Source organism: Gordonia polyisoprenivorans NBRC 16320 = JCM 10675 (assembly GCF_000241325.1).
In the GTDB taxonomy this organism is placed as follows: domain Bacteria; phylum Actinomycetota; class Actinomycetes; order Mycobacteriales; family Mycobacteriaceae; genus Gordonia; species Gordonia polyisoprenivorans.
Genome location: NZ_BAEI01000031.1, coordinates 486,412 through 499,708, shown reverse-complemented (window position 1 = coordinate 499,708; position 13,297 = coordinate 486,412). Strand labels below are relative to the sequence as shown.

12 protein-coding genes and 1 pseudogene are annotated in these 13,297 nt (G+C 67.2%); 6 read left to right on the top strand and 7 right to left on the bottom strand.

What is annotated here, in order from left to right; translation table 11 throughout:
• Positions 1-4: 4 nt before the first annotated feature.
• Both GOPIP_RS09620 and GOPIP_RS09615 read left to right on the top strand, forming a co-directional pair.
• The gene (locus GOPIP_RS09620; RefSeq protein WP_006369457.1) at positions 5-1,438 is read left to right on the top strand and encodes a sugar porter family MFS transporter; all 1,434 of its coding nucleotides are present in this window, start codon (positions 5-7) and stop codon (positions 1,436-1,438) included.
• 43 nt (positions 1,439-1,481) lie between these two features.
• Positions 1,482-1,874 carry a universal stress protein gene (locus GOPIP_RS09615; protein WP_006369456.1) on the top strand — a complete coding sequence of 131 codons (393 nt, stop codon included), beginning with the start codon at positions 1,482-1,484 and terminating at the stop codon, positions 1,872-1,874.
• Positions 1,875-1,879: 5 nt separating this feature from the next.
• On the opposite strand, the gene GOPIP_RS09610 is transcribed toward GOPIP_RS09615, so the two are convergent.
• Genes GOPIP_RS09610 through GOPIP_RS09600 form a run of 3 tightly spaced genes read right to left on the bottom strand, consistent with a single transcriptional unit; the run spans position 1,880 to position 3,491 of the window.
• Positions 1,880-2,122 carry a hypothetical protein gene (locus tag GOPIP_RS09610; protein ID WP_006369455.1) on the bottom strand — a complete coding sequence of 81 codons (243 nt, stop codon included), beginning with the start codon at positions 2,120-2,122 and terminating at the stop codon, positions 1,880-1,882.
• Positions 2,123-2,161: 39 nt separating this feature from the next.
• Positions 2,162-2,464, bottom strand: coding sequence for a YidH family protein (locus tag GOPIP_RS09605; protein ID WP_079931337.1), 303 nt, complete (start codon positions 2,462-2,464; stop codon positions 2,162-2,164).
• 52 nt (positions 2,465-2,516) lie between these two features.
• Positions 2,517-3,491 (bottom strand): alpha/beta hydrolase, encoded by a 975-nt coding sequence (locus GOPIP_RS09600; RefSeq protein ID WP_006369453.1) that lies wholly within the window; start codon positions 3,489-3,491, stop codon positions 2,517-2,519.
• A gap of 249 nt (positions 3,492-3,740) precedes the next feature.
• Here GOPIP_RS09600 and GOPIP_RS09595 point away from each other — a divergent pair, with 249 nt between their 5' ends.
• Positions 3,741-7,634, top strand: a complete 3,894-nt coding sequence (locus GOPIP_RS09595) for a Pls/PosA family non-ribosomal peptide synthetase (RefSeq protein ID WP_020172556.1) — start codon at positions 3,741-3,743, stop codon at positions 7,632-7,634.
• Positions 7,635-7,698: 64 nt separating this feature from the next.
• On the opposite strand, the pseudogene GOPIP_RS09590 reads toward GOPIP_RS09595, so the two are convergent.
• Positions 7,699-8,274 (bottom strand): annotated as a pseudogene (locus GOPIP_RS09590) (HdeD family acid-resistance protein).
• Positions 8,275-8,404: 130 nt separating this feature from the next.
• Between GOPIP_RS09590 and GOPIP_RS09585 the strand changes: the two are divergent.
• Together GOPIP_RS09585 and GOPIP_RS09580 are read left to right on the top strand one after the other, a co-directional pair.
• Positions 8,405-9,262, top strand: coding sequence for an acyl-CoA thioesterase domain-containing protein (locus GOPIP_RS09585; protein ID WP_006369449.1), 858 nt, complete (start codon positions 8,405-8,407; stop codon positions 9,260-9,262).
• A gap of 78 nt (positions 9,263-9,340) precedes the next feature.
• On the top strand, positions 9,341-10,384 hold the full coding sequence (locus tag GOPIP_RS09580) for a glycoside hydrolase family 183 protein (protein ID WP_006369448.1): 1,044 nt from the start codon (positions 9,341-9,343) through the stop codon (positions 10,382-10,384).
• Positions 10,385-10,416: 32 nt separating this feature from the next.
• On the opposite strand, the gene GOPIP_RS09575 is transcribed toward GOPIP_RS09580, so the two are convergent.
• From GOPIP_RS09575 to GOPIP_RS09560, 3 genes are read right to left on the bottom strand one after another with little or no spacing between them, the layout of a single operon-like run.
• Positions 10,417-11,037: a DUF305 domain-containing protein gene (locus tag GOPIP_RS09575; RefSeq protein WP_014358657.1), complete on the bottom strand. Its 621-nt coding sequence runs from the start codon at positions 11,035-11,037 to the stop codon at positions 10,417-10,419.
• A gap of 57 nt (positions 11,038-11,094) precedes the next feature.
• The gene (locus GOPIP_RS09565) at positions 11,095-11,535 is read right to left on the bottom strand and encodes a hypothetical protein (RefSeq protein WP_006369445.1); all 441 of its coding nucleotides are present in this window, start codon (positions 11,533-11,535) and stop codon (positions 11,095-11,097) included.
• Positions 11,536-11,563: 28 nt separating this feature from the next.
• The gene (locus tag GOPIP_RS09560) at positions 11,564-12,817 is read right to left on the bottom strand and encodes a phosphatase PAP2 family protein (protein WP_006369444.1); all 1,254 of its coding nucleotides are present in this window, start codon (positions 12,815-12,817) and stop codon (positions 11,564-11,566) included.
• A 237-nt stretch (positions 12,818-13,054) separates the two neighbouring features.
• Between GOPIP_RS09560 and GOPIP_RS09555 the strand changes: the two genes are divergently transcribed.
• On the top strand, positions 13,055-13,261 hold the full coding sequence (locus GOPIP_RS09555; protein ID WP_006369443.1) for a hypothetical protein: 207 nt from the start codon (positions 13,055-13,057) through the stop codon (positions 13,259-13,261).
• Positions 13,262-13,297: the final 36 nt, after the last annotated feature.

Here is a 13,297-nt window from a genome sequence, read left to right as displayed (position 1 = left end):
ACCCATGTCCCACAACCTCTCTGCAAAGGCAGAGCACGCCCTCCCGCCGCTCCGGCCCGGACCTCATCAACGCCGGCTGGACCTGATCGCGGTCGTCGCGACGTTCGGCGGATTGCTCTTCGGTTATGACACCGGAGTGCTCAACGGCGCACTCGAACCGATGACGCGCGACCTCGGTCTGACCTCGACCACCGAGGGCCTGATCGGCGCCGCACTTCTCATCGGCGCGGCCGTCGGCGCCCTGGTCGGCGGCCGGATGAACGACGCCCTCGGCCGCAAGAAGACCTTGACCATCCTCGCCGTGGTCTTCTTCGTCGGCACCTTCGGCGCCGTGTTCGCCCCCGACCTCGGCGTCATGCTACCCGCGCGTTTCATCCTGGGACTGGGCGTCGGCGGTGCGTCGGTCACCGTGCCTGTCTATCTCGCAGAGCTCGCTCCCACCGAGAGACGCGGGCGACTCGCCGGTCGCAACGAACTCGTCATCGTCACCGGCCAGCTGCTCGCATTCGTGATCAACGCCATCATCGGCAACATCTGGGGCGACCACGACGGCGTGTGGCGATACATGCTCGCTGTCTGTGCCATCCCGGCCGTCTTCCTGTTCGTCGGCATGCTGCGGATGCCGGAATCCCCACGCTGGCTCATCTCGCAAGGCCGCCACGACGACGCGCTCGCCGTGCTCATGCAGGTGCGGACAGAGGACCGCGCGCGAGCCGAGATGGCCGAGGTCGAAATTCTCGCCGAAGAGGAAAAGGAATCTCAGACAGGCGGTTTCGCCGATCTTGCGGTTCCTTGGGTGCGTCGCCTCCTGATCGCCGCCGTCGGCCTGGCGATCGCGCAACAATGCACCGGTATCAACTCGGTCCTCTATTACGGCCAGCAGCTGCTGATCACCGCGGGCTTCGACAAAGGCACCGCCCTGGTGGTCAACGCGGCCGTGCCCGGCGCGCTCGGAGTCATCGGATCGGTCATCTGCCTGTTCGTGCTCATCGACCGGGTGCCACGACGCAAGCTGATCATCAGCGGTTTCATCGCCACCACCGTGTGCCACGGCCTGATCGTGACCGCGGCGACTTTCTTGCCGGAGGGCACCCTCAAGGCCTACCTGATCCTGGCTCTCATCGGCCTGTTCGTCTTCTCCATGCAGACCATGCTCAATGTACCTGTGTGGGTGTGCCTTTCGGAGATGTTCCCACTGCGCCTGCGCGGCTTCGGTATGGGTGCAGCGGTTCTCATGCTCTGGGTGACCAATGCCGTTCTCACCTACGGATTCCCGATCATGCTCAACCTCACCGGACTTACGGGCTCGTACCTCGTGTTCTTCGTCCTGGGCCTGATCTGCATCGGCTTCCTGTGGAAGATGTTGCCCAACACCAGCGGAAGATCTCTCGAAGAACTCGAGGAACACTTCGCGCGCGGCGAGTTCCCCCGCTCGTGACCCCATCGATTCCCCATCCCCCACCCCTTCCTCGGAGATACCCATGACCATCATCGTTGCCGTAGCACACAGCGCGGAGGGCCGAGCGGCGCTGGCCGCCGCAGCCGACGAGGCCCGGCGCCTCGACACCCCGCTCGTCGCCGTCAATCTCGGGCTCACGCCACTGGACGCCACCGCACTCGCATCAGATCAGCAGATCACGGTCGTCGATCGGGTCGGGCGTGACGACCGCGATCCCGTCGACGCGGTACTCGACGAGATCTCCGATCGACACGCCACCCGCCTGGTGATCGGTGTCAAGCGACGCACACCCGTCGGAAAACTGATGCTGGGCAGCATCAGCCAACGCCTCCTGCTGAAATCGCCGATCCCCGTGCTGGCAGTGAAAGCTGCGCCCGAGGACGACAACGACATCGAGGAGAACGGGGGCGACTGAGGAGGCTAGGAGTCCTCGTCGTCCGCGGGCTGTGCGGGCGGGGTGAGCCGCGCCTTGCGGTAGGTCATCACGAGCATCGCGATGTTCACCACGATCAGGACGATGCCGAGGGTGACCCACAGCCACCGGCCGTCGCGCCACCACATGTAGGTGAGGAAGCCGACGCAGACCATCACGATGATCGCCCCGATGGTCACCATGCCCCGCGAGAAGGTCTGCGCGGCGCTCTGGAACTGGTGATCGGTCATGGTGACGCCGACCCTCCTGGTCTGTGGCTCGGGAAGTACTCAGTGCCCGATGACGATCGTCAACGCGATCGCCACCGCAATCACCACTATGGCAGCGACCACCACCAGCAGATGCGAGGACCCCGGCATCGGGCCACCCTCACGCAGCGCACGATCGGTCCGGCGCCACCGCCAACCGCCCATGACGGCGATCGCACACCCGAGCGCCACCATCACCAGGCCGAGCGTCGTCTCCAGTGTGCGATCGGTGATGTCGGGAGCCACGTAGACGATCGCGACACCGCCGGCCAGAAACCCCAGCGACGTCCGAACCCACGCGAGCAGCGTGCGCTCGGCCGCCAGCGTGAACCGCGCATCCGGCGCGCCGGCTACGCGCGCGGGCTGGTCCCGCTCGTCATCCGGCCCACTTGTTCTCTCGGTCGTCAGCGCTCTTCGCCTCTCGGATCGCGCGGCCGGCGAACTCGGCCGACACCTCGATGGCCTCCAGTGTCTCGCGATGATGCGAACCGAAGACCGGGAACGCGTGAATCTGCCACGAATAGCTGTGCGCCTCCGCCCGGACCCCCGCCTCGTCGAGATTCTCGACGAGGTCGATGACATCGGGTTCGAGCAGTTCGTTCTCCGCGGTGATCATGATGGTCGGGGGGAAGTCCTCCAGCTCGAGGTCGGCGATGCGGCGCACCCCGGTGAAGGCGACCGGGCCGCGCAAGAAGTGCGGCGCGAGCTTGACCAGCTGAGACAAGGGGATGTAGGCGTCGGAACGGCTGCTGCGGTCGGGATTGTCGGCCAGATCGAGATCCAACAGCGGCGAGAACCCGATCAGCGCTGCAGGTGCCGGGAGTCCTTGTGCGGCAGCCCCTTCGACGACCTTGGCGGCCAGGAATCCACCCGCCGAATCGCCGGCGACGACGACGCGTCGGTATCCGCGTTCGGTCAGCAACTCCCGGTAGGCCGACATCGCGTCGCTGACCGAGGTACCGACCCCGGCCGCGGGCAGCTGTCGGTAGACGAGAGAGAACACCGGCACCTCGCAGGCGCGCGAGAGTCGCGCCGCGATCGACCGGTGCGTCCCCACCCCGCCGACGACGAAGGCGCCGCCGTGCAGGTAGAGGATCGCGGTGTCGGAGTCCCGGCGTGAGGGGCCGGTGGGCAGGATCACCTCGGCCGGCCGGTCACCGAGGCGAATCTGCTCCCGGACGACGTTGTGCGGTTTGGGCCCGACGGCGAACATGCGATCGATGAGGAAGAGTCCGGCCATTCCCTCCCGGTTGAGCGGCCACAGCGACAGCAACGGTTTCAGGAACAGTCGGCTGCCCACCCAGATCGGATACGAGAGCGCGCTGGCCTTGCGGTGTTGGACGATCGGCATACCGAATACCTCCTGTGCCGGCGTCGGGCGGGTCCGATGGGGCATGACCGGTGTGGACGGGTCAGCTCCAACCTCTGGTGTAAGCGAACCTACACCGAGATCAGAGTTCGTTCCGGTTGTTCGGCAGCCTTTGCGTGCAGGGTCACCGCGGGCGGGCGAACGGAGACGATCGACACCTTCCGTTCACCCGTGTCCGGCGCAACTCGTCGACGAGTCGCGATATATTTCTCGTTCCATGTCTAGACAACGGTGGTGAGTGTGGAGATCCCAGCACAGTATTTGCTGTCGTCGCAGGCCAGCGACCCGCGAACACTCTGTGACATCCTCGACGAGACCGCCGCCCGATACCCCGATGCGCCCGCGATCGACGACGGTGAGCGGGTGTACAGCTACGCGCAACTGCGCGCGGTGATCCGCCGCGGCGCCGACCGTCTCGCGGCGGCCGGGGTGCGGCGCGGCGGGCGTGTCGGTATCCGGATGCCGTCGGGGTCGCGGGACCTCTACACCGCGATCCTCTCCGCGATCTACGCCGGTGCGGCGTACGTGCCCGTCGATGCCGATGACCCCGACGAGCGCGCCGAACTCGTCTTCGGCGAGGCCGGGATCGACGTGCTGATCGACGCCGACGGCGTGCACCCGACGTCGACTCCCGAAGAACCCGACGCCTTGCCCGGTGATGCCGGCGCCACTCGTCCCACCACCGCCGACGACGCGTGGATCATCTTCACCTCCGGATCGACCGGGACCCCGAAAGGTGTTGCGGTGACCCATCGCAACGCCGCGGCCTTCGTCGACGCCGAAGCGCGGCTGTTCCTCACCGACGAGCCGATCGGCCCGGGCGACCGGGTGCTGGCCGGATTGTCGGTGGCCTTCGACGCCTCGTGCGAGGAGATGTGGCTGGCCTGGCGCAACGGCGCGTGCCTGGTACCCGCACCGCGATCGCTCGTCCGCAGCGGAATGGACCTGGGCCCGTGGCTGGTGGCGCGCGACATCACCGTGGTGTCCACCGTCCCGACACTGGCGTCGCTGTGGCCTCCGGAGGCTCTCGAGGCGGTGCGTCTGCTGATCTTCGGCGGGGAGGCGTGTCCACCGGAACTCGGTGAGCGGCTTGCTGTTCCGGGCCGCGAGGTGTGGAACACCTACGGGCCCACCGAGGCCACGGTGGTGGCCTGTGCGGCACCGCTGGGTGGAGAGGGACCGGTGCGGATCGGATTACCGCTTCCCGGTTGGGATCTCGCGGTGGTCGATGCCGAAGGCCGGCCGGTCGCCGAGGGCGAGATCGGCGAACTCATCATCGGCGGCGTCGGACTGGCCCACTACCTGGACCCGGCCAAGGACGCCGAGAAGTACGCGCCGATGCCCACCCTCGGCTGGGAGCGCGCCTACCGCAGCGGCGATCTCGTCCGACTCGACGCGCAGGGTCTGGTCTTCCAGGGGCGCGCCGACGATCAGGTGAAGGTCGGCGGTCGGCGCATCGAGCTCGGCGAGATCGACAATGCGCTGCAACACCTCCCGGGGGTGAGCGGTGCAGCAGCGGCGGTACGCCGATCGGCGGCCGGCAACGCACTGCTCGTCGGCTACCTGGTCTCCACCGACCCCGACTTCGACGTCTCGGCGGCACATGCCCTGCTCTCCGAGCGACTGCCGGCGCCGATGGTGCCGCGACTGGCACTCGTCGACGAACTGCCCACCCGAACCTCCGGCAAGGTCGATCGCAATGCGCTGCCCTGGCCGTTGCCCGGGGCGGGCACCGACGACGACGATGACGCCGACGACTTCACCGCCACCGAACAATGGCTCGCCGACCGCTGGACCGACGTCCTCGGCGCACGCATCACCAGCCTCGACGCCGACTTCTTCACCGAGGGCGGCGGATCGCTGTCCGCGGCGCAGCTGGTGACCGCGCTGCGGGAACGGTATCCGCAGGTCACCGTCGCCGACCTCTACGATCACCCGCGGTTGGGATCGCTGGCGCGGATGCTCGACGCGATCGCGCCGGCCACGGTCGTCGTCGAACGCGAGGTCACCCCGACCCCGCGTCGTACCGGTATCGCCCAGATCCTGCTGTCGGTGCCGCTGACCACGCTGACCGGTCTGCAGTGGGCGACGTGGCTGGGCGTGACCAACAACGTCGCGGGCGCCGCGGCCCGCGCGCTCGATGTCTCGGTGCCGTGGCTGGTCGAGGTGAACTGGTGGGTGGTGATCGTGGCCTTCGCGATCTTCATCACCCCGCCGGGCCGGATGCTGATCGCCGCGGCCGGAGCGCGGGCACTGCTGGCCGGTGTCACCCCCGGCGACTACCCGCGTGGCGGATCGGTACACGTCCGGCTGTGGGTGGCCGAGCGACTGTTGGAAGCCGCGGGCGCGGCGAACATGTCCGGTGCGCCGTGGATGATCTACCTGGCCCGTGCGCTGGGCTCGAGCATCGGCCGCGGCGTCGACCTGCACACCATCCCACCGGTGACCGGCATGCTCACCGTCGGCGAGGGCGCGTCGATCGAACCCGAGGTCGACCTGTCGGGATGGTGGATCGACGGCGACGTCGTACGCATCGGGGAGATCGTCATCAAACGCGGCGCCTCGATCGGCGCCCGCTCGACGCTGGCTCCGGGCGCGGTGATCGGCCGCGACGCCGAGATCGGGCCGGGCTCGGCGGTGTTCGGCCGGGTGAAGAAGGGCCAGCACTGGGCCGGTTCACCCGCGGTCAAGGTGGGCAAGGCCGGCCATCCGTGGCCCGCACATCGCCCGCCGCGCCGATCGGGCTGGGTCCCGGTGTACGGGGTGTCGTCGTTGCTGCTCGCCGCGATCCCGCTGATCTCGCTGGGTGCGGGACTCGTGGTGATCGGCACCTGGGCGCTGCACGCCGACCGGCTGCGTGACGTCGCCGTCCGCGCGTTGATCCTGACCCCGGCCGCCACACTGGTGAGCCTGGGCGTATTCGCCGTGATCACCGCGGTGCTCGTGCGGCTGCTCGCACTGGGGATGACCAAGGGGTATCACCCGGTGCGGTCGCGGGTCGGCTGGCAGGTGTGGATGACCGAGCGACTGCTCGATTCGGCACGGACGTACCTGTTCCCGCTGTACGCAAGCCTGTTGACGCCGTGGTGGTTCCGCATCCTGGGTGTCAAGGTCGGCAAGGGCACCGAGATCTCGACCGCGCTGGTGTTGCCGAAGTTCACCACCATCGACGACGGCTCCTTTCTCGCCGACGACACCATGGTCGCCTCCTACGAACTCGGCGGCGGCTGGCTGCACATCGACGACGCGAAGATCGGCAAACGCTCCTTCCTGGGCAATTCCGGGATGGCCGGGCCGGGTCGCAAGGTGCCCAAGAACGGCCTGGTCGCCGTGCTGTCGGCGGCGCCCGATCGGGCCAAGTCCGGGTCGAGCTGGCTGGGTAGTCCGCCGGTTCGGTTGCGCCGCACCGCCGCCCGCACCGATACCTCACGCACCTTTGATCCGCCGATGCGCCTGAAGGTCGCCCGGTCGGTCATCGAGACCCTGCGTCTGATCCCGGTGATGGTGTCGTTCGTGCTCGGGCTGTTCATGCTGATCGGTCTGCAGTACATTGCCTTTCACGCGAACTACGTGATCGCCGGGTTGGTGAGCGGACTGATCCTGCTCGTCGCGGGCGCGGCGGCCTGCTGTATCGCCGCAGCCGCCAAGTGGCTCGTCGTCGGACGCATCGTGGTCTCCGAGCATCCGCTGTGGAGTTCGTTCGTGTGGCGCAACGAGCTCTCGGATGCGTTCGTCGAAACCGTTGCCGCACCGTGGTTCGCCAACGCCGCCACGGGAACGCCGATCCTGAACCTGTGGTTGCGGATGCTCGGCGCCACCATCGGTCGTGGGGTGTGGTGCGAGACCTACTGGCTTCCCGAGGCCGACCTGGTGACGTTGGGTGACGGCGCGACCGTCGAGCGCGGCTGCGTGGTGCAAACCCACCTGTTCCACGACCGGGTGATGGCCATCGACCGGGTGGTCCTGGAGCCGGGTGCGACGATGGGCCCGCACTGTGTCGCGCTGCCCGCCTCGGGGATCGGGACGTCGGCGACGGTGGGCCCGGCATCGCTGGTGATGCGTGGTGACGTGGTGCCTGCACACACCCGGTGGCAGGGCAATCCGATCGCACCCTGGTTCGGCTGACTCGAAGGGCCGCAACCGGAAACCGGTTGCGGCCCTTCTTTTCGATTGTTCGCGCGCGACGCGCTCAGAGGGTGTCGGGGCCGCTCTCGATCTTCTTGGGCAGCGTGCACAGCGTGACGATGCTGATGACGACGAGCATGACGCCGCCGACGAAGACGACCACGGTGACTGCGTACTGACCGAGGACGATCATCACGATGCCGGCGATCACCGAGATCACGCCGGAGAGGATCAGGAACCAGGTCGGGGAGTGTTGTGAACCGGACACCGCACTGAACAGGTCGTGCACGCCCTGGAAGATCCAGCCGATGCCGATGAACAATGCGAGCAACCACACCGCGTCACCCGGGCTGAACAGGGCGATGATGCCGACGAGCAGGGTCAGCACACCGACGACGCCGAGCAGCGCCCGTAACCCGGTGGAGAGAAACGTCGCGGCAAATGCCTAGTAGAGCCGGAAGATTCCGGCGATGATCAGCGAGATGCCGAACAGCACGGCGAGCACGAGAGTGGTCGCGCGGGGCCAGAAGACGGCGACGAGGCCGAGCACGATCCCGACGATGGACGTCACGATCAATGCCGTGCGGACCGCGCCGATGATCTCGTTCGGGAATTGTCTGGTGTTCACACCGAATGTCATTGCCGAAGATTATCCCGAATTCGGTGTGAGGGATGAGAGGTCGGCGCAGGTTGGGCCGAAGGACTCTCGGCGGTATCGCCCGATCGACCCGCGCATCACCCGCAGGGGGTGAACCGGTAGACAAGATGACGTGAGCGATATCGCCTTCTTCCGGCCCGACACCGATGGGCGGGTGTTGCCGCTCGCCTACGCCCGCAGCCTGTGGGCGCCGGGCACCCTCAACGGACCCGCGGTCTGCGCGCTGGCCGCGCATGCAGCCGAGCAGCGGATCGCCGAGCCGGGTTTCCGGGCGGCACGTTTCACCATCGACCTGTTCAAGGCGGCGCGGGAGATACCGACCAGCACCCGAGCCCGTGTGCTGCGATCGGGTGGGCGGATTCGGGTCGCCGAGGTCGACGTCGTGCAGTTCCCCGACGACAGCGCGGCAGAGGCTGAGGTGATCGTGGCGCGGGCGACCGCGGTGTTCCTGCGCGAGTCGCAGAATCCGCCGGGGCAGCGGTGGCAACGTGATGTCGGGGCCCGCACCTTCTCGCCGCCGACGACCGCGGTCGACGACTGGGCACCCCGCTTCGCCTCCGACGCCGCTGGTGTCGGGGAATGGGACTCGAACATGGGCAACCACCAGAACGGGCTGCGCAAACGGGTGTGGACACGGGCCGCACCGGCGGTCGTCGGGGCGGAACTGACACCGTTCGTGCGTGCCGCGATCAGCGCCGAATCGACCAGCCTGATCTGCAATTGGGGAACCACGGGGATCGGTTTCATCAATTGCGATCTGACCGTGGCCCTGTCGCGGTTGCCGCGTGGTGATCGCATCGGCGTCGAAGCCGACTCGCACACCGAGCACGACGGGATCTCGGCGTCGACGGCCGGGCTGTACGACGTCGACGGGATGTGGGGCGTCGGAATGGTGACGGCGGTGAACAACGCCGCGGCCGAAATCGACTTCACCAACGTTGATCTGCGCGGCCGGTATCGCGAAGCGTGATCGAACTTTGCTAGGGTCCACCACATGACCCGGCCCCGTCTGCGCCCGAGATCCGTTCCCCTGGGCCCGAGAACGGCGGTGGCCATCGCGGTCACGACGATCGGCCTGATGGTGGCGGGCGTGGGCGGCGGACCGGCCGGCGCCACGACGTACGCCGCAGGCATGGCCGGTACCGTCGCCCGACTCACCGGCCCCGGCGCCATCAACGACACCCTCGGGCGCTACGACATCCTCGGCACCGACCTCGGCGTCATGTGGGACAACGGACGTGGCGAGATCCTGACCGCCTTCGGCGATACCCAGTCCTTCGACGGGCGGTCCCTGCTCTACGGGTCGTTGTTCCACTGGCGCTCGAATGTGTTGTTGCGCAGCACCGATCACAACCTGGCCGACGGCATGACCTTCACCGGCCACACCGGACCACCCGGGTATGCCAGCCGATTGCTCAAACCCGACCTCCGCAAGGAGATCACCCTGATCCCGACCGCCGGTGTGGCCGTGGGCAAGACGCAGTACCTGAACTTCATGTCGGTCAAACACTGGGTGGCCAACAGTCATTGGGTCACCAATTTCTCCGGCCTCGCCCGCTCCGACGACAACGGACGCACCTGGCGGCGTGTGGGACCGCAACGCCCCAACTCGGGCGGCAACGTCAAGTTCCAGATGGCCGCCTACCTCAAGGTCGGCGACACCGTGTATCAATACGGAACACCCGACAGCCGTTGGGGCGCAGTCTATCTGGCTCGTGTCCCGGCGTCGCAGATGGAGAACATCAACGCCTACGAGTACTTCTCGAACGGCCGGTGGGTGCCACGCGTCCCGGGAGCAGCGACACCGATCATGCCACCCAAGAACGGGGAGATGTCGGTGGCGTGGGATTCGTATCTGGGCAAATACATCTCGCTGGTGCAGACCGAGCCGGGCGTCAAGCTGCGGACCGCGGATCGGCCCGAGGGACCGTGGTCGGCCGGCGAACTCGTCGTCTCCCGCGACGACCCGTACTCGGGTTACGCACCGTTCATCCATCCATGGTCGACGTCGGGCCCGACGCTGTATTTCACCTATTCCGTGTCGTTCGGCTATCAGGTCTACCTGATGCGGCTGCCGCTGCGGCGCGGCTGATGGCGCAGGTGAAATACAGCGTCGAGGTGGGCCTACCGTCCCAGCATGACGTTCATCTGATCGATCTCGGCCTGCTGGGTGTTCTTGATCTGCGTTGCCAGCGACCGTGATTCAGGGTCGATCCCGCCGGCGAGTTCCGCATCGGCCATCGTGATCGCCCCTTGGTGATGGGCGATCATGCCCTGCAACCACAGCGTGTCGAATTGCGCGCCACGGGCGTTCTCGAGCGACGTCATCTGCGCGTCGGACATCATCCCGCCCATGTCGCCGCTCATCGAGTGGCCGCCATGGTCGCCGCCGTCGTCGACCGCGACGCCCCAAGACTTCAGCCGTGCGGTCATCTGATCGATCTCGGGCTGCTGGGCATTCCTGATCTGCGTTGCCAGCGCGCGCAATTGGGCATTGTCGGTACGGCTGGGCACCAGGTCGGCCATCTCGACCGCCTGCTCGTGGTGCGGGATCATCATCTGGTTGAACATGACATCGGCCTGGTTGTGCGCCGCGTTGTGGGGCGACGAGGTTGCCGTCGTGCCGTGTCCCGAGTGCCCGGTGGGCGACGAGGACTCCGACGACGAACAGCCCGCCACGATCAACGCGGCCGCGGCGAGTGCTGTTGCCGCCGAAGCGGCCCTGCGGATGGTGCGAAGAGACATCTGAAAGCTCCTGTGTGATGGTCGATATGGCTGTGATGGTGGTCTGGGACCGGTCCATCAGCAGCGGATCACCGACAGGCTCAGATGCGTGGGCTGCGCCCAGGGTGGTGGTCGCCCGAGGTGTCCGAGGAGTGCGGGCGCGATGCCCATGAGGGCGGGTAGCGCCGCGAAGCCCCAGACGAGCACCAGCAGGATGACCGGCGGCAGTGGCGCGTCGTCGGCGCGCACGAAGACGCAGTGGTGGCCCAGGACGCAGTCACCGGCGTCGCTCATGTGGGAGACTTCCGGGTCCGCGGCATTGGTCATCGTTGCGATGCTGTGGTGTTCGGTGCTGTGGTGTTCAGTGCTGTGGTGTTCAGGGCTCTGGTGAGGTGCAGCGTGCGCTTCACGCGGGGCGCCGGCGACGAGAGAGTGCATGAGCAGCACCGCGATTGCGAGCAGCCCGACCACGCACACACGAAGCCACCACTGCCGGTGACCGATTCGTGGGGCGCGCATCGCGACCAGCCTAACCGGCGGGCCCACCTCAGCCGACGGGCGACGCCTCGGCGTCTGCCTGCGCCTTGCGTCTGTTGCGTGGCGCAATGAGCTTGCGGTCGACGAGCCGGTAGACGGCGACGACGAAGGCCGCCAACGCCCAGCCGAGCAGGATGTCGAACACGTAATGCTCGGCGGTGTAGACGAGGGTGAACGCCATGGCAAAGGCGTACCCCAGGAACAAAGTTCGGCCGAGCGCTTTGACGCGCGGCCACATGAACAGGGCGAGCAGCATCGTCAGCGCGGCGTGCAGCGAGGGGATGGCTGCGACCAGGTTGGACTTGCCCTGACCGATCTCGATGAGGTTGGACGCGACGTGGATGTTGAGGAATTCCCATCCGCGGGCCGAGATCCGTTCGACGTACGGTGCCGCACCGGCATGACTCGGGTCGAAGGGACCGAGTATCCCGCCGGGCTGGGTGGCCTGCGGGGTGGTCATGCAGATCGCCTCGCGCGGTCCGTCGGCGACCTCCGCGGAGGTACACCGGGCGGCTGCCCAGGGTGGTGCCGCGGGCACGAACGTGTATCCGATGAGCCCGAGGAAGGTGGTGGCGATGAAGCATGCGGCGAACCGTCGCCACGTCGCCCGGTTGCGCAGCCACAGGATGGCCGCGAGCGCGTACGGGACGACGAAGTACGACATGTAGACGACGCTGGTGATGACCTCCCACCACGGCGCCGACGGCGACTTCAGGTGCGCCTGCAGCCACACCGTCGGGACCACCCCGAAGATGGCCTTGTCGACGTCGGGGGCGAGATGCCAGGCCACCGGGACCTGGATGAACTCGGCGACGTTGCGGGTCCAGTCGTAGAGCAACAGGATCAGCGCGAACGGCGCCCAGTCGATGATGACGGTGATGACGCGGCGCCGGCCGATACTGGCCGCGATCAGCCCGAGGCACAGCAGGATGATCAGGCGGGTGCGGTCGAAGGCGAGCCCGTGCTCGACGATCTCCCACACCATGAACAGCGCCCACGCGACGATCGCGACCCGGCGGACCATGGTGAGGTCGCGACGCTTCTCGGGTTCGGCCTCCATCTCGGCGGCCGCGGCGATGTCGGCGAGGATCGGTTCGAGGTCCGGCGGGTTGTCGTCGCCGAATGCGGCGTCGGTGTCGGTCTCCTCGACGCCGGTGCCCGCGCCGTTCTGATCCACGGCGGATTCGCGTACGACCTGCTCAGGAGCCTGCCGTCGGCGGTGATCGTCCGGCGAGGGCACGTCGATTGCCTCGTCAACACTCACGCGAAACCGCCTCTTCATCACCGCACTACCGACACGTAACCCAAAGTCAGCCTAATGAACATTCCTGAAAGTGGCCGGTCGCCTCGCCCCTTCGCACGTCAGGAGTGTCGAAGATGCCGACGGCCCGACGCCGATCGGCGACGCGACATAGACTCCGAGTGGGACACATCACACGCTCAGGCAGTTGTGAGTCACGTGCCCGATCGGCGAGGCCGGCATCCGGTCAGGAGGTTGTAGATGCCCAACAGGTTCCTGCGCTACGGCGATCAGCGCTACATCATCACCAAAGAGGCCGAAGCGCGGCTCGACCGCGCCCTGGAGTCCGTGTACTCGCACGGCGGCGGCCATCAGTGGTTGAACCTGTACCCCGACACCGAGGCGCCCTGCCGACTGTTGATCGCGTCCGGTGTGCCGATCACCGTCGAGACCGAGCCCAACGACTGATCTGCACCGTTCGGCGAGTGCGGGCTGCGGGGTTCG